This window comes from Agromyces aureus, assembly GCF_001660485.1.
Classification (GTDB): Bacteria; Actinomycetota; Actinomycetes; order Actinomycetales; family Microbacteriaceae; genus Agromyces; species Agromyces aureus.
Window position 1 is genome coordinate 4,317,427 of sequence record NZ_CP013979.1, and the last position, 18,881, is coordinate 4,336,307.

The 18,881-nt window shown below is 71.2% G+C and carries 21 protein-coding genes; 7 read left to right on the forward strand and 14 right to left on the reverse strand.

Features of this window, described 5'->3' with window-relative positions; genetic code table 11:
• Positions 1 to 14: 14 nt before the first annotated feature.
• Together ATC03_RS19400 and ATC03_RS19405 are read right to left on the reverse strand one after the other, a co-directional pair.
• Complete coding sequence (locus ATC03_RS19400; protein WP_067880836.1) at positions 15 to 791, reverse strand: metal ABC transporter ATP-binding protein; 777 nt, start codon at positions 789 to 791, stop codon at positions 15 to 17.
• A gap of 4 nt (positions 792 to 795) precedes the next feature.
• Positions 796 to 1,866 carry a metal ABC transporter substrate-binding protein gene (locus ATC03_RS19405; RefSeq protein WP_067880839.1) on the reverse strand — a complete coding sequence of 357 codons (1,071 nt, stop codon included), beginning with the start codon at positions 1,864 to 1,866 and terminating at the stop codon, positions 796 to 798.
• Between the two features lie 119 nt (positions 1,867 to 1,985).
• Between ATC03_RS19405 and ATC03_RS19410 the strand changes: the two genes are divergently transcribed.
• Positions 1,986 to 2,480, forward strand: a complete 495-nt coding sequence (locus tag ATC03_RS19410) for a GNAT family N-acetyltransferase (protein ID WP_161490357.1) — start codon at positions 1,986 to 1,988, stop codon at positions 2,478 to 2,480.
• Positions 2,481 to 2,504: 24 nt separating this feature from the next.
• Here ATC03_RS19410 and ATC03_RS19415 read toward each other — a convergent pair whose 3' ends face one another.
• The 4 genes from ATC03_RS19415 to ATC03_RS19430 all read right to left on the reverse strand — a co-directional run bounded on the left by ATC03_RS19415 (position 2,505) and on the right by ATC03_RS19430 (position 7,344).
• A complete protein-coding gene (locus tag ATC03_RS19415; protein WP_067880846.1) occupies positions 2,505 to 3,929 on the reverse strand; it encodes a dihydrolipoamide acetyltransferase family protein in 1,425 nt (474 codons plus the stop codon).
• A gap of 57 nt (positions 3,930 to 3,986) precedes the next feature.
• Positions 3,987 to 4,946 carry an alpha-ketoacid dehydrogenase subunit beta gene (locus ATC03_RS19420; protein ID WP_067882635.1) on the reverse strand — a complete coding sequence of 320 codons (960 nt, stop codon included), beginning with the start codon at positions 4,944 to 4,946 and terminating at the stop codon, positions 3,987 to 3,989.
• A 137-nt stretch (positions 4,947 to 5,083) separates the two neighbouring features.
• Positions 5,084 to 6,217, reverse strand: coding sequence for a thiamine pyrophosphate-dependent dehydrogenase E1 component subunit alpha (locus ATC03_RS19425; RefSeq protein ID WP_067880849.1), 1,134 nt, complete (start codon positions 6,215 to 6,217; stop codon positions 5,084 to 5,086).
• Positions 6,218 to 6,234: 17 nt separating this feature from the next.
• Positions 6,235 to 7,344, reverse strand: a complete 1,110-nt coding sequence (locus ATC03_RS19430) for a histidinol-phosphate transaminase (RefSeq protein ID WP_227820175.1) — start codon at positions 7,342 to 7,344, stop codon at positions 6,235 to 6,237.
• A gap of 54 nt (positions 7,345 to 7,398) precedes the next feature.
• On the opposite strand from ATC03_RS19430, the gene ATC03_RS19435 reads away from it, so the two are divergent.
• Positions 7,399 to 7,782, forward strand: coding sequence for a phage holin family protein (locus tag ATC03_RS19435; RefSeq protein ID WP_067880852.1), 384 nt, complete (start codon positions 7,399 to 7,401; stop codon positions 7,780 to 7,782).
• 25 nt (positions 7,783 to 7,807) lie between these two features.
• Here the strand turns inward: ATC03_RS19435 and ATC03_RS19440 are convergent, their stop codons facing one another.
• The 3 genes from ATC03_RS19440 to ATC03_RS19450 all read right to left on the reverse strand — a co-directional run bounded on the left by ATC03_RS19440 (position 7,808) and on the right by ATC03_RS19450 (position 10,573).
• A complete protein-coding gene (locus ATC03_RS19440; protein WP_067880855.1) occupies positions 7,808 to 9,265 on the reverse strand; it encodes a hypothetical protein in 1,458 nt (485 codons plus the stop codon).
• Positions 9,250 to 9,570, reverse strand: a complete 321-nt coding sequence (locus ATC03_RS19445) for a hypothetical protein (RefSeq protein WP_067880858.1) — start codon at positions 9,568 to 9,570, stop codon at positions 9,250 to 9,252. The genes ATC03_RS19440 and ATC03_RS19445 overlap by 16 nt, the downstream gene beginning before the upstream one ends.
• 106 nt (positions 9,571 to 9,676) lie before the next feature.
• Positions 9,677 to 10,573, reverse strand: a complete 897-nt coding sequence (locus ATC03_RS19450) for an aminoglycoside phosphotransferase family protein (RefSeq protein WP_084003645.1) — start codon at positions 10,571 to 10,573, stop codon at positions 9,677 to 9,679.
• 91 nt (positions 10,574 to 10,664) lie between these two features.
• Between ATC03_RS19450 and ATC03_RS19455 the strand changes: the two genes are divergently transcribed.
• Complete coding sequence (locus tag ATC03_RS19455) at positions 10,665 to 11,192, forward strand: low molecular weight protein-tyrosine-phosphatase (RefSeq protein WP_067880865.1); 528 nt, start codon at positions 10,665 to 10,667, stop codon at positions 11,190 to 11,192.
• Entirely contained in the window at positions 11,189 to 12,568 is a 1,380-nt protein-coding gene (gene purB, locus ATC03_RS19460; RefSeq protein ID WP_067880868.1) for an adenylosuccinate lyase, read from the forward strand. Before ATC03_RS19455 ends, purB begins: the two co-directional genes overlap by 4 nt.
• Before the next feature lie 25 nt (positions 12,569 to 12,593).
• Here purB and ATC03_RS19465 read toward each other — a convergent pair whose 3' ends face one another.
• The 4 genes from ATC03_RS19465 to ATC03_RS19480 form a co-directional block, all read right to left on the reverse strand.
• Positions 12,594 to 12,926, reverse strand: coding sequence for a hypothetical protein (locus ATC03_RS19465; RefSeq protein ID WP_067880871.1), 333 nt, complete (start codon positions 12,924 to 12,926; stop codon positions 12,594 to 12,596).
• Positions 12,923 to 13,507 carry an HdeD family acid-resistance protein gene (locus tag ATC03_RS19470; RefSeq protein WP_067882638.1) on the reverse strand — a complete coding sequence of 195 codons (585 nt, stop codon included), beginning with the start codon at positions 13,505 to 13,507 and terminating at the stop codon, positions 12,923 to 12,925. Before ATC03_RS19470 ends, ATC03_RS19465 begins: the two co-directional genes overlap by 4 nt.
• A 115-nt stretch (positions 13,508 to 13,622) precedes the next feature.
• On the reverse strand, positions 13,623 to 15,044 hold the full coding sequence (gene pntB / locus ATC03_RS19475) for a Re/Si-specific NAD(P)(+) transhydrogenase subunit beta (RefSeq protein WP_227820176.1): 1,422 nt from the start codon (positions 15,042 to 15,044) through the stop codon (positions 13,623 to 13,625).
• Positions 15,037 to 16,620, reverse strand: coding sequence for a Re/Si-specific NAD(P)(+) transhydrogenase subunit alpha (locus tag ATC03_RS19480; protein ID WP_067880877.1), 1,584 nt, complete (start codon positions 16,618 to 16,620; stop codon positions 15,037 to 15,039). Before ATC03_RS19480 ends, pntB begins: the two co-directional genes overlap by 8 nt.
• A 452-nt stretch (positions 16,621 to 17,072) precedes the next feature.
• On the opposite strand from ATC03_RS19480, the gene ATC03_RS19485 reads away from it, so the two are divergent.
• The 3 genes from ATC03_RS19485 to ATC03_RS20675 are packed head-to-tail and all read left to right on the forward strand — an operon-like array spanning position 17,073 to position 18,470.
• Positions 17,073 to 17,786, forward strand: coding sequence for an IclR family transcriptional regulator (locus ATC03_RS19485; RefSeq protein ID WP_067880880.1), 714 nt, complete (start codon positions 17,073 to 17,075; stop codon positions 17,784 to 17,786).
• Between the two features lie 43 nt (positions 17,787 to 17,829).
• Positions 17,830 to 18,135 carry a hypothetical protein gene (locus ATC03_RS19490; protein ID WP_067880883.1) on the forward strand — a complete coding sequence of 102 codons (306 nt, stop codon included), beginning with the start codon at positions 17,830 to 17,832 and terminating at the stop codon, positions 18,133 to 18,135.
• Positions 18,136 to 18,191: 56 nt separating this feature from the next.
• Positions 18,192 to 18,470, forward strand: coding sequence for a hypothetical protein (locus tag ATC03_RS20675; RefSeq protein WP_067880885.1), 279 nt, complete (start codon positions 18,192 to 18,194; stop codon positions 18,468 to 18,470).
• An 88-nt stretch (positions 18,471 to 18,558) separates the two neighbouring features.
• Here ATC03_RS20675 and ATC03_RS20680 read toward each other — a convergent pair whose 3' ends face one another.
• Positions 18,559 to 18,825: a hypothetical protein gene (locus ATC03_RS20680; protein WP_067880888.1), complete on the reverse strand. Its 267-nt coding sequence runs from the start codon at positions 18,823 to 18,825 to the stop codon at positions 18,559 to 18,561.
• Positions 18,826 to 18,881: the final 56 nt, after the last annotated feature.

Below are 18,881 nucleotides of genomic sequence, written 5' to 3' on the forward strand. Positions count from 1 at the left end.
TTCCGGATGCGGCATCAATGCCCCTCGTGACCCGGCACGACGAGCGTGTGCTCGTCGATCTCGACCTCGACGCCCTCGAAGCACCGCTGCACGTTCGCGAGGTTGAGGGCGTCGGAGACCGGACCGAACGCCGTCTGACGCCGGTTCACGAGCAGCACGAGGTCGCAGACCTCGCGCGCGAGCTCGAGGTCGTGGGTCGACACGAGCACCGCGACGCCGTCGGCCTTCAAGCGACGAAGCGTCGCCACGAGCGCGTCGCGGTTGGGCTGGTCGAGCCCGTTGAACGGCTCGTCGAGCAGCAGCAGGCGCGGATCCGCGGCCAGGGCCCTGGCAAGCAGGCCGCGCTGACGCTGGCCGCCGGAGAGCGACCCGAAGCGCTTGCCCGCGAACGCCGAGAGCCCGACGGTCTCGAGCGCGTGCCGCACGGCCTCTCGATCGGCGCGGCCCGGCCAGCGGAGCAGGCCCAGTCGGCGGTAGCGCCCCTGCATCACCACCTGCTCGAGGCTGATCGGGAAGTCGACGTCGAACTCGATGGTCTGCGGGAGGAAGCCGACCATGCCGCGATCGGCATGCGATGCCTCGGCGCCGCCGTCTCCGAGTGTCATGCGCCCGCGGGTGAGCGGCACCAGACCCAGCACACCGCGGAGCAGGGTCGACTTGCCGGCGCCGTTGGGGCCGATGACGGCGACGGCCTCCCCCGGGGCGATGGCGAAGTCGAGTTCGCTGACGCCGTCCCCGCCGGGGTACGTGAACGCGGCCCCCTCGAAGCGCAGCACGGCGTTCGGACTCATGGGGTCATCCTTGCAGTGACGCCGGGAGCGTGGAAGGCTCCACGCCCCACGACTCGACGATCAGGCGCGTGTTGTGGATCTGTGAGCCGAGGTAGGTCGCGCCCTCGGTGCCGGCCTCGCCGAGCGAGTCGCCGTAGAGGGCGTCGGGGCCCGAGTAGACCGTCACGCCGGCCTCGCGGGCGATCGCCTCGGCGGCCTTCGGCGAGAGCGACGCCTCGGAGAAGACGGCCTTCGTGCCGGTGGCCGTGATGGCCGCGACGAGCTCGTCGATCTCGGCGGCGCTCGGCTCGGCGTTGTCGTCGAAGCTCGGAATCACGCTGCCGACGAAGACGAGGCCGTAGGCGTCGACGTAGTACGTGAACGCGTCGTGGTTGGTGACGAGCAGGCGCTCGGCCGCGGGCACCTGGTCGACGCTCTGCTCGATCCAGGCGTCGAGGTCGTGCAGGCGGGCGAGGTAGGCGGTCTCGGCGGCGTCGAGGGCCGCGGTGTCGACGCCCTGAAGCCCCGCGAGCCCGTCGGCGATGTTCTCCACCATGTCTTCGGCGAGCTCGGGATCGGTCCAGATGTGCGGGTTGCCGGCACCGTGATCGTGGCCGTGGTGGTCGTCGGGCGCGGCCTCCGTCGCCGAGTCGGCGTGGTCGTCGGTCGCGGCCTCATCGCCGTGGTCGTGATCGTGGTCGTCGGTCGCGAAGAGCTCGATGCCCGTGCTCGCGTCGATCAGCACGCCGTCGAACCCCGACGCCTGCAGGGCATCGTCGAGCCAGGACTCGAGACCGGCGCCGTTCATGACGACCGCATCGGCGTCGGCGAGGGCGAGCAGCTGCGCGGCCGACGGATCGAAGCTGTGCGCGCTCTGGCCGGGCGAGAGCAGCTGGGTCACCTCGGCGTCGTCGCCGACGAGCTCGTGCACGAAGTCGCCGACCTGCGTGGTGGTCGCCACGATCTGCACCCCCTGCGCCTCGCCGGATGCCGCGGGGGAGGCGCACCCGGAGAGCACCAGCGCGCCGGCGCCGATCGTCGCGAGCGCGGCGAGGGTCGGCAGCGTGCGGGCGGATCGGGGCGCGGGGTTGCTCATGACCTCGAACCTACGCTTATTGATAATGATTGTCAAAACCATCACGACGTGTTGCGAGTCGGTGAAATCTGTCCACACGAATCTCGCACTTGTCGGTCGGCCGTGCGAGCATGAGGCACGTGGATACGACCACCCCCTCACTCACGTTGCGCCCGTTCACCGTCGACGACGCCGAGCGTCTGCTCTCCGGCGAGGTCGACCCGCGCGACGGCTGGGAGGGCGGCTACTCGTTCACCGAGGAGCCCGAACTGCTGCGCGAGTACGTCGACGCGGTGCGCGATGCGGGCGATCCGGCGCCGTTCGGCCCGTATCTCGTGCACCTCGTCGACGGCGGCATCACCGGCGCGGCCGTCGGCGGCGTGAACCTGTTCGGCCCGCTCTCCGACGACGGCGCCATCGAGTTCGCCTTCGCGCTCGTGCCCGCAGCGCGCGGTCGCGGCCTCGCCGATCACGTCGTGCGCGAGGCGCTCGCGCTCGCCCGGGCGAACGGAGCCCGCATCGTTCGGGCCGAGGCCGAGATCGCGAACCTTCCGGCTCGCCGCGTGCTCGAACGCTCGGGCATGGGGGAGTGCGCCCGCACCGACGGGTCGATCACCTACGAGATCCGCTACTGACGCGGATCGAGACCAGCGCCCTGGCTACTCCAGCAGCAGCGCCGGCTCCTCGATGATCGATGCCACGTCGGCGACGAAGCGCGACACGACGTCGCCGTCGACGACCCGGTGATCGAACGAACCGCCGATCGTCGTCACGAAGCGCGGACGCACCTCGCCGTCGACGACCCACGGCTTCTGCTTGATCGTGCCGAGCGCGACGATGCCGACCTCGCCGGGGTTCAGGATCGGCGTGCCGGTGTCCATGCCGAAAACGCCGATGTTCGTGATGGTGATCGTGCCGCCCTGCATCTCGGCCGGCTGCGTCTTGCCCTCGCGGGCGGTCAGCGTGAGCTGCTCGAGCGCGGTCGCGAGTTCGACCATCGACATGTCCTGCGCGTTCTTGACGTTCGGCACGATGAGCCCGCGAGGCGTCGCCGCAGCGATGCCGAGGTTCACGAAGTGCTTGACGATGATCTCGTCATCGGTCCACTGGGCGTTGACCGTGGGGTTGCGCCGCACGGCCCACAGCATCGCCTTGGCCATGATGAGCAGCGGCGAGATCCGCACGCCGGCGTAGTCGGGGGAGGCCTTGAGTCGCTTGAGGTACTCCATCGTGCGGGTCGCATCGACATCGACGAACACGGAGACATGCGGCGCGGAGTATGCGCTCTGCACCATCGCGGCGGCGATCGCCTTGCGCACGCCCTTCACGGGAATGCGGGTCTCGCGGTCCGAGGGCGCCTCGGGCGTCTGGATGTTGCGGAACACGCTCGCCTGGCTCGCCTCGCGGATCACGTCGTCGCGCGTGATGTCGCCGATCGGTCCGGTGGGGGCGACCCGTGAGAGGTCGACGCCGAGATCCTTCGCCAGCTTGCGGATCGGCGGCTTGGCGATCACCGGCACACCGGAGTCCGGGCGCGGGGCGACGGGCGCGGGCGTGCCACCGGCCGGGGCCGACGCGGCCGCGGGAGCCGGGGGCGGCGTGGGCGCGAGGTGTTCGTGCGCGCCTCCGGGCGACGGATGCCGCTGTCGACGCCGGGTGCCCGAAGGGCCGGACGCGCCGTGGCCGACGAGCACGGCGCCGCCGCCCTCCGACGGGGCCGACGCGTGCGACGCGACCGTGGCGGGCGCCGCAGCCGCGGGAGGAGCGGCGGGCTGCGCACCGGCCGCCGGGGCGGCGACCTGCTCGGACGTGGGAGCCGACGCGGCCGGCGAGCCCGCGGCATCCGCCGTCTGGATCACCAGGATCGGCGTGCCGACGTCGACCGTGGTGCCCTCGCCGACCAGCAGCTCGGTGACGACGCCCTCGAACGCGCTCGGCAGCTCGACGAGCGACTTGGCCGTCTCGATCTCGACGAAGACCTGGTCGAGCGCGATGGCATCGCCGGGGGCGACCCGCCACTGCACGATCTCGGCCTCGGTGAGTCCTTCACCGACGTCGGGCAACGGGAACCGGATCTCAGTCATGTGTCCACCCTCGCAGTCGATCTATGCCGACATCGTCATATCGGTTTCGTGTCGTCGTCAGTACGCGAGCGCACGGTCGACGGCTTCGAGCACCCGGTCGGGGCTCGGCAGGTACTCGGTCTCGAGTGCCGCAGGGGGGAACGGCGTGTCGAAGCTCGAGACCCGCAGCACGGGAGCCTCGAGCGAGTAGAACGCCCGCTCGGCGACGGTCGCGGCGATCTCGGATCCGACGCTGACCGAGCCGTAGGCCTCTTGCGCGACGACGAGGCGACCGGTGCGGCCGACCGATTCGAGCAGCGGTCCGTAGTCGATGGGGGAGAGCGAGCGCAGGTCGACGACCTCGATGCTCGTGCCCTCTTCGCCGGCGATGTCGGCGGCCTGCAGCAGTGTCGAGATCATCGCGCCGTGGCCGACGACCGTGACGTCGGTGCCCGAACGGATGACGCGGCTCGAGTGCAGCGGCACGCCCGAGTGGTCGAGGTCGACCGGCCCCTTCGGCCAGTACCGGCTCTTCGGCTCGAAGAACAGCACGGGGTCGTTCGACGCGATGGCCTCCTGGATCATCCAGTAGGCATCGTGCGGGCTCGACGGGCTCACGACCCGGAGGCCGGGCGTGTGCGCGAAGTAGGCCTCGGGGCTCTCCTGGTGGTGCTCGATCGAGCCGATGTGCCCGCCGTAGGGCACGCGGATGACGATCGGCATCGAGATCGAGCCGTCGTGGCGCAGGGTCATGCGCGAGAGCTGGGTCGTGATCTGGTCGAAGGCCGGGAAGATGAAGCCGTCGAACTGGATCTCGATGACCGGCCGGTAGCCGCGCATCGCGAGGCCGATGGCCGTGCCGACGATGCCGGACTCGGCGAGCGGCGTATCGAGCACGCGGTGATCGCCGAACTCGGCCTGGAGCCCCTCGGTGACGCGGAACACGCCGCCGAGCGGCCCGATGTCCTCGCCCATCAGCAGCACCTTGTCGTCGGCGCGCAGGGCTTCACGGAGGCCCGCGGTGATGGCCTTCGCCATCGAGAGCGTCTGCACGCCCTTCGCGCCGGGCTCTGCGGATGCCGCGGGCTCGCCGTTCGCCGGCCCAGGCACGTTCGTCTCGGTCGCCACGATCGGTTCGACCGCTCCGGCCTGCAGCTGCTCCTCGATGTCGGTGCTCACGCTGCACCTCCTTCGAATCCGGTCTCGTACGCCTGGAGCCAGGCCGCCTGCTCCGCCATGAGCGGGTGCGGTTCGCTGTACACGTGCTTGAAGATGGTCTCCCGCGTGGGAACCGTCACCTCGAGGGCGCGCTTGCGGACGTCGCTCGCGACATCCGCCGCCTCTTCGTCGGCCGAGGCGAAGAACTCGGCCGACGCACCGCGGGACTCGAGCCACGCGCGGTAGCGGATGATCGGGTCGCGCTCGGCCCAGTAGGCGACCTCGTCGTCGGTGCGGTACTTCGTGGGGTCGTCGGCCGTGGTGTGCGCGCCCATGCGGTAGGTCAGCGCCTCGATGAAGCTCGGGCCCTGGCCCGAACGCGCCTCTTCGAGGGCGACGCGTGTGGCGGCGTAGCTCACGAGCACGTCGTTGCCGTCGATGCGCAGGCTCGGCATGCCGAACCCGGCGCCGCGGAGCGAGAGCGGGGTGCGCGACTGGCGCGAGACGGGCACCGAGATCGCCCACTGGTTGTTCTGCACGAAGAAGACCTCGGGCGCCTGGTAGCTCGCCGCGAACACGAGCGCCTCACTGGCGTCGCCCTGCGAGGTCGAGCCGTCGCCGTAGTACACGAGCACCGCGGCATCGGTCTCGGGGTCGCCGGTGCCCGAGGCGCCGTCGAACTTGATGCCCATGGCGTAGCCGGTGGCGTGCAGCGTCTGCGACGCCAGCACGAGCGTGTAGAGGTGGAAGTTGCCGTTCTCGGCGGGATTCCACCCGCCGAGCGTCGCGCCGCGCAGCAGGCCGAGGATTCGCACGGGGTCGAGCCCGCGGATCATGCCGACGATGTGCTCGCGGTACGACGGGAAGATGTGGTCCTGCGGGCGCGAGGCGCGCGCGGAGCCGACCTGCGCGGCCTCCTGGCCGTGGCTCGGCACCCACAGCGCCAGCTGCCCCTGCCGCTGCAGGTTCGCGCCGGTGATGTCGAGGCGACGCGAGATGACCATGTCCCGGTGGAACTGCTCGAGCGTCGCGTCGTCGAGCGCCTCGATCAGCGGGAGGTAGGCCTCGGCCTCGGGGGAGGGCCGAAGCGCTCCCTCGGGGGTCAGCAGTTGCACCGTCGGCGCGGTGAATTCTCGTTCCTGGGCGACCACGGGTTTCACGCTACCCGCTACTTCGGGTGCCCTTCTTGTGAAGCCGGTACAAGCTCTCCGAGAATCCCGAGGAGGATATCCACAGACTCGTGCTCGCCGATCGAAACCCGAATGCCCTCGGGCGGGAACGCGCGCACGACCACGCCCGCGTCGAACAGGCGCTCGGCGACCGCGGTCGTGTCGGCACCCGTCGGCAGCCAGACGAAGTTGCCCTGCGCGTCGGGCACGGGCCAGCCCTGCGAGACGAGGCCCGTGTGCAGGCGCGTGCGGCGCTCGACGATCTCGGCGACCCTGGCGAGCAGTTCGGTCTCGGCAGTGGGCTCGAGCGAGGCGACGCCGGCGGCTCCGGCGGCCGCGGTGACGCCGAGCGGGATCGCGGTCGCGCGTGCGGCGTCGAGAATCGCGACGGGGCCGATCGCGTAGCCGACCCGCAGCCCCGCGAGGCCGTACGCCTTCGAGAACGTTCGCAGCACCACGAGGTTCGGGTAGCGCCCGATGAGCGTGCGCCCGTCGACGGATGCCGCGTCGCGCACGAACTCGACGTAGGCCTCGTCGAGCAGCACGAGCAGGTCGCTCGGCACGCGGGCCATGAACGCCTCGAACTCGTCGGCGGTGACGGTGACGCCCGTGGGGTTGTTGGGGGAGCAGACGATGACGACGCGGGTGCGGTCGGTGATCGCGTCGGCCATGGCGTCGAGGTCGTGGCCGTGGTCGGCGCGGTTCGGGATCTGCACGCTGGTCGCACCGGAGACGGTGACGAGGCCCGGGTAGGCCTCGAAGGAGCGCCAGGAGTAGACGACCTCGTCGCCGGGGGCAGCCGCCGCGAGGATGAACTGGGCGAGCAGCGCGACGGAGCCGTCGCCGACGAGCACCTCGTCGGGCGTGACGCCGAAACGCTCGCCCAGCTTCTCGCGCAGCGTCAGCGCCGTCGCGTCGGGATAGCGGTTGATCGCCGTCGCCGTCGCCGCGACCGCCTCGGCGACGCCGGGCAGCGGATCGAACGGATTCTCGTTGCTCGAGAGCTTGTAGCCCTCGGCGGGCGCGGGGCGCCCCTGACGGTACGGCGGGAGCGCGGCGATCTCTGGACGCAGGCGGATGCCCGGCGTCGTCGACTCGGGATTGGTCACGGAATCCACGGTACCTTCTCGCCCATCGCGGGTCGCGTCTGGGAGAGTAGGCGCATGCGGTTCATCATCAAGGTCCTCGTCGTCGCGTTCGCCCTCTGGCTCACCACGCTGCTCGTCGCCGGCGTGAAGGTCGTGCCCTACGACGACACCGCGATCGGCACCGTGCTGACGTACCTGCTCGTCGCCGCGATCTTCGGCCTCGTGAACGCCATCATCGGCACGTTCATCCGCATCGTCGCGTTCCCGCTGTACGTGCTCACGCTCGGACTGATCTCGTTCATCGTGAACGGCCTCCTGCTGCTGATCGTCGACTGGTTCAGCGACCTCATCGGGTTCGGCCTCGTCGTCGAGACGTTCTGGTGGGGCGTGCTCGGTGCGCTGGTGCTCGGCCTCTTCAGCTGGCTCATCGGCCTCGTGGTGCGCCCGAGCCGGGACTGATCTCCACTGCTGAAGATCGCGAGCGTCACGTCGGGGGTTCGCGCGTCGCGAGCCACTCGCTGCGGCGGCCGCTCGCGCCACCCGTGAAGTCGACGATGCGCGCTTCGAAGGCGAGCACGACCGGATCGTCGTTGCCGTCGACCAAGGCGCCCGTCTGCCGGTAGAGCTCGAGCGAGTGCGACGCCAATGGTTCGTGGTCGCCGTCGTCGTCGAACACGCGCCTGGTGACTCGCGCAAAGCCCGACGCACCCGAATCGATGCCACCGGTGGCGGGCACGAGGTCTTCGACGTGCTCGATCGAGAGCACCGGCACGTCGCCGGTGGAGGCGGCACCGCTCGGTGCGCCGAACGTCACGGCGAGCGGCACCGCGAGGTCGGGGGCGCGCGCGAGGTCGGCCGCGGTGATTCCGCCGGCCGAGAACCCGACCGGCATGACGGGGTCTCCGGGTTCGGCTCCGGCCTCTGCGAGCGCCTGACGCACGGCTCGTTCTGCCGCACCGGTCGACTCAGGGGTGCCGACCGCGCCGGTCAGCCCATCGTCGGCGACGCCATACACGTCGTTGGTGAGGTCGAACGGCTCGCCGCCGGGCTCGGGGTCGAAGGTGACCGTGCCCGAGACGTAGACGACGAAGCGCCGCTCTCCATCGACGTCGTAGCGCTCGACGGCGATTTGCGGCTCGTCGTGGTTCGGACTCGGGATGCGTCGAGCGAGCTCCCCGACGCCGATCGGCGGGGGCACGCTCTGCATCTTCGCGGCGCCGTTCGGTGCGCTCGTCGCGGGCACCACCGAGACCGGACCCTCGACGAGCGCCCGGCTGCCGAGCACCCCGAGGGCGGCCGCTGCGGTGAGCGCCGCGGCCGCCGCGTCGGGCGTGCGGGTTCGAGCGCCGAGCAGCCTCGCGATCGGAGGGGCGATACCGACGGCCATGAGCGCACTCTCGTCGAGCGTGCCGGGGAGCGTCCGGATGACGTCGATGAATGCCGGGTCGGCGAGGATCCGTCGACCGGTGGCGCCCGGGTCCCATGCGCCTCCGATGGCGCCGGCGATCAGCAGGGACATCGCGAACGGTGCGCCCCCGAGGACGGCCGAGGCGGTGACCCCCGCGCCGAAGCCCGTGGCGTCTGCGAACACGTGCGCGCCGAGCCGCGAGCCGAGCTCCCACATCGACGCGACCATGCGCTCGACGTCGCCGTAACCGGATGACGCGGTGTCGAGTGCGAATCGCAGATCGCGCGCATCGTCTTGCATGTCGCGCAGCGCGAACCAGGCCCGTTCGACGGCGAGCGTCGGCGATTCCACGACTGGGCCACCGGCAGGCCCAACGGGCCGCGAGCCCAGCATGTCGATGCGCACCGCGTCGACCCGATCGGCCCAGTCGGCGCATCTCGCCTCGGCGACACCGAGTCGCGCCGCTTCCTCCCAGAGCTCGCCCAGCACGACGGAGGTCGATCCGCCGGCCGTGACGGTCAGATCGTCGGCCATGCGCCTGCCCCGCCCTCTGCGGCGAGCGCGCGGAGTTGGACGGCCTCGCGCATCAGGCCGTCACGAGCTTCTTCGAGCGCATCGGTCGCGCCGCTGAGGCGGCTGACCAGGCGTTCGAGCGCCTGCGCATAGCGATCGGATGCCACACCGCACCAGATGCGCGTCGCCGATCCGCCGCTGAGTGCGGCAGCCCAGCCGTGGGTCTCGGCGACCAGTGCATCGATGAGGCGCAACTGTCGCTCGACCGCGCCGAGCTGCTGGGGAACCTCGGCTGCGCACCGCGCCTGCCACGTCGACTCTCGCATCCGCCCAGCCTCCGTGAATGCCGTTCCACGGACGGCACGACGGCACCTCCGCGTGCACACACCGCGCTGAGGCGATCCTCGGGAGGAGGAGTGGCCGATGGTCGCGTCAGCCCGCCTCGGCGACCACCTCGACGAGTACGCGCGCGCCCATGCTGCCGAGCGGGCTCCGCGCGTCGGTCACGTCGACCATCGCCGTCGCCAGCACGACCGCCCACCCCCTCGCGCGCTCCCACATCGCCGCATCGACCTCGGCGAGCTCCTCGAGCCGACGGCGGAACGCCGCCCGCCCGCTCGGCCCGAACATGAACCACGCGGTCGCCAGGTCGGTCGCCGGATCACCGGCCGTGAGGTCGCCGAAGTCGATGACGCCCGCAAGTGCGCCGTCATCGTGCAGCAGCAGGTTTCCGGGGTGCAGGTCGCCGTGCAGCCACACCGGCGGCCCGTGCCAGACGGATGCCGCGAGCGAACGCTCCCACACGCGCGCGACCGCGTCGGGCTCGTCCACGCGGCCTGCGGCGAGCCTGGCGCGGACCGACTCGTCGCGCACGGCGAGCGGCACGCCGCGCACCGGGCTCACGGGAGCCGCAGCGCGCGCGGGCACCCCGAGGGCGGCGACGAACTCCGCGAGGGCGACCGCCGCGGCATCCCGAACCGGCACGGTGAACTCGAGCGCCGAGACGCCGGGGAGCCACGGCACGATGCTCCACGGCACGTCGTAGCCGAACTCGGGCGCCGGACGCCCGATCCGCACCGGTGCGGGCACGGGCGTCGGGAGCCGGCCGGCGAGCTCGGGCAGCCAGCGCTGCTCGTGCAACGCGAGCTGGATCGCGACCTCGCGCCGCGGCATCCGCACCGCCAGATCGTCGCCGAGGCGGAACATGACGTTGTCCCACCCGTTCGCGACGCGCCGAACCGGCGCCACGAGATCGGGATGCTGCGACGCGACGAGCCGCCGCACGAGGTCTTCGTCGGGGTGCAGATCGGGCTCGGGGGCATCGGCCACGCGCTGCTCCTCCCGCATCGACGACGCACGTCAGCGTACGCCCCCGTTTTGGCTGGTGCGCCCGACGCGCATCGCCGCCAGAATGGAGGGCATGACGCGTGCCGACGCCGCAGGTGATGCCGCGCAGCCATTCCGAGTGTCATTCGTCTGCACGGGCAACATCTGCCGGTCGCCGATGGCCGAGGCCGTGCTGCGCTCCCTCGCCGAACGCGCGGGCCTCGGGGCGCGCATCCAGATCGAGTCGGCGGCGACCGGCGACTGGCACGTGGGCGAGCAGGCCGACCTGCGAACGGTGGCCGCGCTCGAGCGCGCCGGCTACGACGGGTCGAAGCATCGCGCGCGCCAGTTCGACGCGACCGACTTTCCGAACCTCGACCTCGTCGTGGCGTTCGACCGCGGCCAGGCCCGCATCCTGCGCAACTGGGCGCACGACTCGGCCGACCAGCAGAAGGTGCGCCTGCTGCTCGAGTTCGACGCCGAACTGGCCGCGCTGCAGGACGTACCCGACCCCTACTACTCCGACGGGGCGGCCTTCGATCGAGTTCTTGGGATGATAGAGCAGGCGACGATGGCGCTGTTCCGCCAACTCGCTCCCGCTCTCAGACAAGGAATCCGATGACCACGCTGCCTCCTCAGCCGCTCAGCCCGCTCGACGGACGGTACCGTTCCGCCGTCGGAACGCTCGGCGAACACCTCTCCGAAGCCGGCCTCAACCGCGCCCGCGTGCACGTCGAGGTCGAGTGGCTCATCGCGCAGACCGACCGCGGATTCTTCGGCACCTCGCCGCTCACCGACGACCAGAAGGCGGCCCTCCGCCGCGTCGTCACCGAGTTCGGCCAGCCCGACATCGACGAGCTCGCATCGCTCGAGGCCACCACGCGCCACGACGTGAAGGCCGTCGAGTACTACGTGCGCCGTCGCCTCAGCGACCTGAACCTCGACCACCTCGCCGAGCTCACGCACTTCGCGTGCACCAGTGAAGACATCAACAACCTCTCGTACGCGGTCACCGTGCGCGATGCCGTGCAGCAGGTGTGGCTGCCGAAGTACCGTTCGGTCATCGCCACGATCGCCGAGCTCGCCCGCGCCCACCGAGACGACGCGATGCTCTCGCGCACCCACGGCCAGCCCGCGACCCCGTCGACCATGGGCAAGGAGCTCGCGGTCTTCGTCTACCGACTCGAGCGCATCGCGAAGCAGGTCGAGGCGAGCGAGTACCTCGGCAAGTTCTCGGGTGCGACCGGCACGTTCTCGGCGCATGTCGTCGCCGCTCCGGATGTCTCGTGGCCCGACGTGTCGCGCGAGTTCGTCGAGTCGCTCGGGCTCGGCTGGAACCCCCTCACCACCCAGATCGAGTCGCACGACTGGCAGGCCGAGCTCTACGGCCGCATCTCGCACGCGAACCGGGTGCTGCACAACCTCGCGACCGACATCTGGACCTACATCTCGCTCGGCATCTTCCGCCAGACGCCGGTCGCCGGCGCGACGGGCTCATCGACCATGCCGCACAAGGTCAACCCGATCCGCTTCGAGAACGCCGAGGCGAACCTCGAGCTCTCGAGCGCGGTGCTCGACTCGCTCGCCGCGACGCTCGTGACCTCGCGCCTCCAGCGCGACCTCACCGACTCGTCGGCGCAGCGCAACATCGGCGTCGGCTTCGGGCACTCGATGCTCGCGCTCGACAACATCCAGCGCGGCCTCGGCGAGATCGACCTCGACCTCGCGGTGCTCGCCGCCGACCTCGACGGCAACTGGGAGGTGCTCGGCGAGGCGATCCAGACGGTGATCCGCGCCGAGGTCGCCGCCGGCCGTTCGAACATCGCCGACCCGTACGCCCTGCTCAAGGAGCTCACGCGCGGCAAGCGCATCGGCCAGGCCGACCTCGTCGAGTTCGTGAACGGCCTCGAGATCGGCGACGACGCCAAGCAGCGGCTGCTGGCGCTGACGCCCGGCACCTACACGGGCATCGCGTCGGAGCTCGTCGACCGGCTCTAGCGGTCGGCCGGGCCTCCGTCGGGCGTCAGTGGCCCTTCGGGGCCTCGGGCGCCTCGGGGGCGCCGGGCGTCTCGCCGCCAGGGGCGTCGCCCTCACGGGCCGCCCGCGCGGCGGCCTCGTCGTCGAGCTCGGCCGACTCCGCGGCATCGGGCTTGATGGTCATCGCGAGCAGCGCGAGCACGACGAGCACGATGATGAACACGGCGCCCGTGCCGATGGCCGCGAGCACGAGGTCGCGCGTCGCGACGAGCGAGATGACGCCGACGAAGATCGCGGCGATGGCCGCACCGCCGACGTACTCCACCGGGCGGAGCACCTCGCGCCGGCTCGGCTGGTAGTCGCCAGAGGGCTTGCTCACGAGAGTTGCTCCGATCCGGATGCCTGGGTGTCGGCCGCAGCGGCCCACTTCAGCGAGAACCCGCCGATGAGCAGGTAGACGCCGAGGATCACGAGGTAGCCGCCGATGAGGCCGACCGCGGTCACCGTGTCGGGCGGCAGCAGGAGGAAGACGATCGCGAGGATGGCGGTGAACCCGCCGGCGGCGATCCAGTCGCGCGCGGCGGGCGTGCGGCCGCGTCCGCGGAGGCCCGCGTAGAGCTCGAGGAACCCGGTGACGGCGGCCCACGCGCTCACGAGGAAGAGCAGGAACGGGAGCCCGCCGGGCACGGTGAGGGCGAGCAGGCCCGCGACCACGGTGACGACGGCGGTGATCGCGAAGATCGAGCGGATGCCGCGATCTTCGATCAGCCGCAGCGACAGCGCCCCGACGACCAGGCCCGACGCGACCGCCCACGCGCCGAAGACCACGAGGCCGAACGCGGCCGAGTGGTTCGGCGAGAACGTGATGACGGCGGCGGGCACGAGGGCCAGGAGTCCGCGGACGACCGGGGCGACCCAGTAACGGGCGCGCTCCGGGGCGGCATCGCGGGCGGTGGCCACGGCGACCTCTTTCACTTCGGAGGGGGGTACCGATCCATCCTACGTGCCGCGGCCCCGCGAACCTGAGAGCCCGGTCGCTCGACCGCCGGTCGAGGCCGCGGTGCCGGCGACCGGCTCAGAGGGCACGCAGGATGTCCTCCACCCGGTCCTTCGCGTCACCGAAGAGCATCTGCGTGTTGTCGCGGGTGAACAGGGGGTTCGCGACGCCCGCGTAGCCGGCGGCCATCGAGCGCTTGAACACGATCACGTCGGAGGCCTCCCAGACGTGCAGCACGGGCATGCCGGCGATCGGACTGCCGGGATCTTCGGCGGCGGCCGGGTTCACGGTGTCGTTCGCGCCGATCACGAGCACGACCGAGGTCTCGGCGAAGTCGTCGTTGATCTCGTCCATCTCCTCGACGATGTCGTAGGGCACCTTCGCCTCGGCGAGGAGCACGTTCATGTGCCCGGGAAGTCGGCCGGCGACCGGGTGGATGCCGAAGCGCACGTCCACGCCGCGTTCGCGGAGCTTCGCCGTGAGGTCGGCGACGGGGTGCTGCGCCTGCGCGACGGCCATGCCGTAGCCGGGCGTGATGATCACGCTGGTCGCGTCGCGCAGCAGCGCGGCAGCATCCGTCGCCGTGATCTCGTGGATCTCGCCCTGCACCTCGCCCGACGAGGAGGGCGCGGCGATGCCGAAGCCTCCGGCGATGACCGAGATGAACGACCGGTTCATGGCCTTGCACATGATGTACGAGAGGTAGGCACCCGACGAGCCGACGAGCGCGCCGGTCACGATCAGCAGGTCGTTGTTCAGCAGGAAGCCGGCCGCGGCCGCGGCCCAGCCCGAGTAGCTGTTCAGCATCGAGATGACGACGGGCATGTCGCCGCCGCCGATCGACGCGACGAGGTGCCAGCCGAGGGCCAGGGCGAGCGCGGTGACGACGACGAGCAGCCAGAGTTCGGGCGTGATGACGTACCAGACCGTCAGCGCGACGAACGCGACGAGGGCGCCGAGGTTCAGCGCGTTCTTGCCGGGCAGCATGAGCGGCGCCGACTTCATGCGCGCCGAGAGCTTCAGGAACGCGACGATCGAGCCGGTGAACGTGACCGCGCCGATGAAGACGCCGATGAAGACCTCAGCGTGGTGGATGTCGAGGAGGGCGCCGCTGAGTCCGGAGGTCTCGAGCGCGCCGTTCCAGCCGACCAGCACGGCCGCGAGGCCGACGAAGCTGTGCAGCAGCGCGATGAGCTCGGGCATGCCGGTCATCTCGACGACCCGAGCGCGCCAGAGTCCGATCGCGCCGCCGATGACGACGGCGGCCGCGAGCAGGCTCAGTCCGAGCGTCGCCTGCGGCGACCCCCAGGCATCCGACACGACGACGCCCACGGTGGCGACGAGCGCGATGACCATGCCGGCGATGCCGTAGCCGACACCGGCCTTGGCGGTTTCATGTCTGCTGAGGCCCGCGAGACTGAGGATGAACAGCAGCGCGGCGACGATGTAGGCCGCTCCGGCGATGGACGCCGGGGTCAGGAGGGCGGTGGTCTCAGGCACGGTCGCCTCCGGTCTTGTTCGTCGTGCCGGCAGAGAACATCGCGAGCATGCGTCGGGTCACGGCGAAGCCGCCGAAGATGTTGATGGCTGCGAGCAGCACGGCGACTGCGGCGAGCACCTGCACCACGGGCTCGGAGCTCGTGATCTGCACCATAGCGCCGACGATGATGATGCCCGAGATGGCGTTCGTGACGCTCATGAGCGGCGTGTGCAGCGCGTGGGCGACCTTGCCGATCACGTAGTACCCGATCACGACCGAGAGCACGAGCACCGTGAAGTGCTGGGGGAGCGGGGCCGGGGCGATCGCGTTGACCGCGAACAGCGCCGCGATGCCGAGCGCGATGAGCAACACCTTCTTGACCGGTGTCATCGGCTTGCGCGCGGGCTTGGCGGCGGCGGCCGCAGCATCCGGCGCCCCAGGGACTGCGGATGTCGCGGCCGGGGCCGCCGACACCTGCACGGGCGGGGGAGGCCACGTGACCGCGCCGGGCTGGGCGACGGTGACCGATCGCTGCACGACGTCGTCGAAGTCGAGCACGAGCCGGCCGTCCTTGGCGGGCGTCAGCAGCTTGAGCAGGTTCACGACGTTCGTGCCGTAGAGCTGCGAGGCCTGCGTCGGCAGGCGCGAGGCGAGATCCGTGTAGCCGAGGATCACCACCCCGTTCGGCGTGACGACGCGCTCGCCCGCGACGGAGCCCGCGACGTTGCCGCCCTGGCCCGCCGCCATGTCGACGATGACGCTGCCCGAGCGCATGCTCGCGACATCGGCGGCCGTGATGAGCTTGGGCGCCGGTCGACCCGGGATCAGCGCGGTCGTGATGATGATGTCGACGTCGGCCGCCTGCTCGGAGTAGAGCTCGGCCGCTCGGCGGTCGTAGTCCTCGCTCGTGGCCTTCGCGTAGCCGTCGGTCGACTGCATCTGCTCGGCGACCTCGACGGCGAGGTACGAGCCGCCGATCGACTTCACCTGGTCGGCGACCTCGGGCCGCGGGTCGGTCGCGCGCACGATCGCACCGAGGCTCGACGCAGCGCCGATCGCCGCGAGGCCGGCGACCCCGGCGCCCGCGACGAGCACCTTGGCCGGCGGCACCTTGCCCGCGGCCGTGACCTGGCCCGTGAAGAAGCGCCCGAACTCGTGGGCCGCCTCGACGACCGCCCGGTAGCCGGCGATGTTCGCCATCGAGCTCAACACGTCCATCGACTGGGCCCGCGAGATGCGCGGCACGGCGTCCATCGCGAGGGCCGTGACGCCGCGGTCGGCGAGCGCCTGCAGCAGTTCGGGCTTGAACGCGGGCGCGAGCAGTCCGATGACGGTCGAGCCGGGCGAGAGCGCCGCGATGTCGGCATCCGTCGGCGCATTGACCAGGAGCACGACGTCGCCGCCGAGCGCAGCGGCCCGGTCGGCGATCTCGGCACCCGCCCCGGCATAGGCCTCGTCGGGGAACGACGAGCGCGCGCCGGCGCCCGCTTCGACGACGACCTCGTAGCCGAGGGCGACGAGCTGCTTCACCGTCGCGGGCGTCGCGGCGACGCGCGACTCGGGATGGTGCTCGGTCACGATCCCGATGCGGGACATGGGTGCTCCTTCACGTCGAGGCGCCCACTGGTGCGGCGCTGCGGCTTGCGCGGCCGTCGCCTCGGGTGCACGAACGTGCGGTGCGGCGACGGTGCTGCGAGCACCACCATAGGCGCTGTTCGGCAGCGCGGGCGGCACCTTCAGATGCGTTCCGCGGATGCCGGTGGCGACCGTTCGGGCGGTCGTGCTCGGGCATCAGCGTAGGGGCCGTCGTCGACCCCTACGCCGAGGTTTCGTCACCGTGACCGTGAAGGATCCGCGATTCTTTCACCCAGCAGAAATGTCGCGCAGCTCGCGAAGGTTCGGGTCACTCGACCGCGTCGTCGGCCCTCGTGCGCGAGGCGGTGTCGCCGCGTGCGGGGATCAGGCCGAAGTCGGTGAGCACCGAGGGGCGAGGCGGGCTCGCAGTGTCCGGTATGTTCGGATATCGAACGCAGGAGCGAGGGGGCGGCATGGTGGCAGAGGGCACGAGCGGCGCCGGATCGCAGACGCTGAGTCGCGGCATCCGGCTGCTCGAACTGCTCGCCGACGCCGACCGCAACCTCTCGATCGACGAGCTCGCCGCGCAGCTCGGCGTGCACCGATCGGTCGCCTACCGACTGCTGCGCACCCTCGAGGACCACGGCCTCGTCGCGCGCGACAGCGCCGGCCGCATCACGCTCGGCACGGGCCTCGCCGCCCTCGCCTCCGGCGTCGCGCGCGACCTGCAGCAGGTCGCCCTGCCCGAGCTCAGCGAAGTCGCGAACGAGCTCGGCATGACGTGCCTGCTCGCGGTGCAGGTCGACGCCGACGAGGCCGCGACGCTCGTGAGCGCGGCGCCCCGCCAGAGCATGGCCGTCGTGTCGTACCGGCCGGGCCACCGGCATCCGCTCACCAGGGGCGGCCCCGGCAAGGCGATCCTGCTGTCGCTGCCCGAGGCCTCATGGGCGGATGCCGCGACGCCGGCGTTGCGCGCCGAGATCGCCGAGAGCCGCGAACGCGGGTACGCCGTGAGTCACGACGAGGTCGTGCCCTCGCTGCGGTCGGTCGCGGTGCCGCTCGTGCTGCCCGGTGAACCCGCGGCGGCGATCGCGGTGATCCACGTGTCGTTCTCGCGGCCCGAGGCCGAGATCGCCGAGCGCCTCACGGCCGCCGCCGCGAGCGTGCGCCGCGCGTACGGCGCCTGACCGCGGCATCCGCTCGAACGACCACTCGACAGAACGGAACCCGATGAGAATCGACCTCGAACGAATCGACATCCACGCCGCAGATCACTACGGGAGGAAGCGGAGTGTCGAGGTCGACGAACGGATGCTGCTCTCCGAGCTCGTTGCAACGGTCTGCGGTCCGTTCCTGCCCGAGCTCGGCTGGGCCACCTGGACCATCCGAGCCGAGCGATCCGGCACGTACGTGGACATCGCCCAGACCGGCGCCGCAGGCGAGCCCGCGCACCTGCTCATCGCGGACGCATCACTCATCGAGGTGACGAACGGGGCGCCGGAGTTGCGCATCTTCTGTCTCCTCACCGAGGACTGACTGCACGCCGACCGATCGGCGATCGCCGCAGGCCCGGCATCGAGGAGAATGAACACATGCCCCGTCGCCTCCCCACTGAACGTCAAGCTTGGGGCGCGGGCCTCCTCGTCGCCGGTATCGGGGTGCTGCTCTGGCTCGGCTGCCTGTTCATGATGGCCAGGCTCGGCTGGGACCTCTCGATGGAGGTCGGCTCCGGCGGCGGCGGGCGGAGCGGCGGCGTCCAGGTGCCGGCGGGCGTCGCGCTGGCGATCCTCGGCCTGCTGGGGCTGGGGTGCGTCGCGCTCGGCGGCCTCGTCACGCGGAACGCGCTCCGAGACATCCGCGACGAACGCTGAGAGAGCAGACCCGTCGACAACCTCTCGGTCGGCGCGCACCCGACACTGAGGCCCGCCGAACCGAGTCCGTCCACACGGATCCGCGACGCTACGCGGCGGGTTCGTCCTGTTCCGCTCGCTTCCGTGCCGATCGCCTGAGCGCCGCGCCGACGACGATCGCGACCACGCCGAACATGATCCAGATCAGGCCGACGGTCACCGGAAGGGCCGTCTCGGAAGCGGTCAACCCATCCGGCAGCGCACTGATGAGCATGACCGCCGCGAGCACGAGCCCGAACGTCGCGAGCGTCAGCCCGATCGCGGTGAGGAGGGTCGGCGCCTTCGTGGGGCGTGGGGGAGCACTCGGCTTGGCCATGCTTGAACTGTAGCCAGCGATTGCCGCGACGACACGCCCCGAACCGATGCCGACCG

Bases quoted from the DNA above. Each gene is read 5' to 3' on its own strand.
- ATC03_RS19490 (WP_067880883.1), top strand. From the start codon at position 17,830: ATGAGAATCGACCTCGAACGAATCGACATCCACGCCGCAGATCACTAC.
- ATC03_RS19455 (WP_067880865.1), top strand. From the start codon at position 10,665: ATGACGCGTGCCGACGCCGCAGGTGATGCCGCGCAGCCATTCCGAGTG.
- ATC03_RS20680 (WP_067880888.1), bottom strand. From the start codon at position 18,825: ATGGCCAAGCCGAGTGCTCCCCCACGCCCCACGAAGGCGCCGACCCTC.
- purB (WP_067880868.1), top strand. From the start codon at position 11,189: ATGACCACGCTGCCTCCTCAGCCGCTCAGCCCGCTCGACGGACGGTAC.
- ATC03_RS19445 (WP_067880858.1), bottom strand. From the start codon at position 9,570: ATGCGAGAGTCGACGTGGCAGGCGCGGTGCGCAGCCGAGGTTCCCCAG.
- ATC03_RS19415 (WP_067880846.1), bottom strand. From the start codon at position 3,929: ATGACTGAGATCCGGTTCCCGTTGCCCGACGTCGGTGAAGGACTCACC.
- ATC03_RS19405 (WP_067880839.1), bottom strand. From the start codon at position 1,866: ATGAGCAACCCCGCGCCCCGATCCGCCCGCACGCTGCCGACCCTCGCC.
- ATC03_RS19440 (WP_067880855.1), bottom strand. From the start codon at position 9,265: ATGGCCGACGATCTGACCGTCACGGCCGGCGGATCGACCTCCGTCGTG.
- ATC03_RS19400 (WP_067880836.1), bottom strand. From the start codon at position 791: ATGAGTCCGAACGCCGTGCTGCGCTTCGAGGGGGCCGCGTTCACGTAC.
- ATC03_RS20675 (WP_067880885.1), top strand. From the start codon at position 18,192: ATGCCCCGTCGCCTCCCCACTGAACGTCAAGCTTGGGGCGCGGGCCTC.
- ATC03_RS19485 (WP_067880880.1), top strand. From the start codon at position 17,073: ATGGTGGCAGAGGGCACGAGCGGCGCCGGATCGCAGACGCTGAGTCGC.
- ATC03_RS19480 (WP_067880877.1), bottom strand. From the start codon at position 16,620: ATGTCCCGCATCGGGATCGTGACCGAGCACCATCCCGAGTCGCGCGTC.
- ATC03_RS19435 (WP_067880852.1), top strand. From the start codon at position 7,399: ATGCGGTTCATCATCAAGGTCCTCGTCGTCGCGTTCGCCCTCTGGCTC.
- ATC03_RS19420 (WP_067882635.1), bottom strand. From the start codon at position 4,946: ATGGCGAAGGCCATCACCGCGGGCCTCCGTGAAGCCCTGCGCGCCGAC.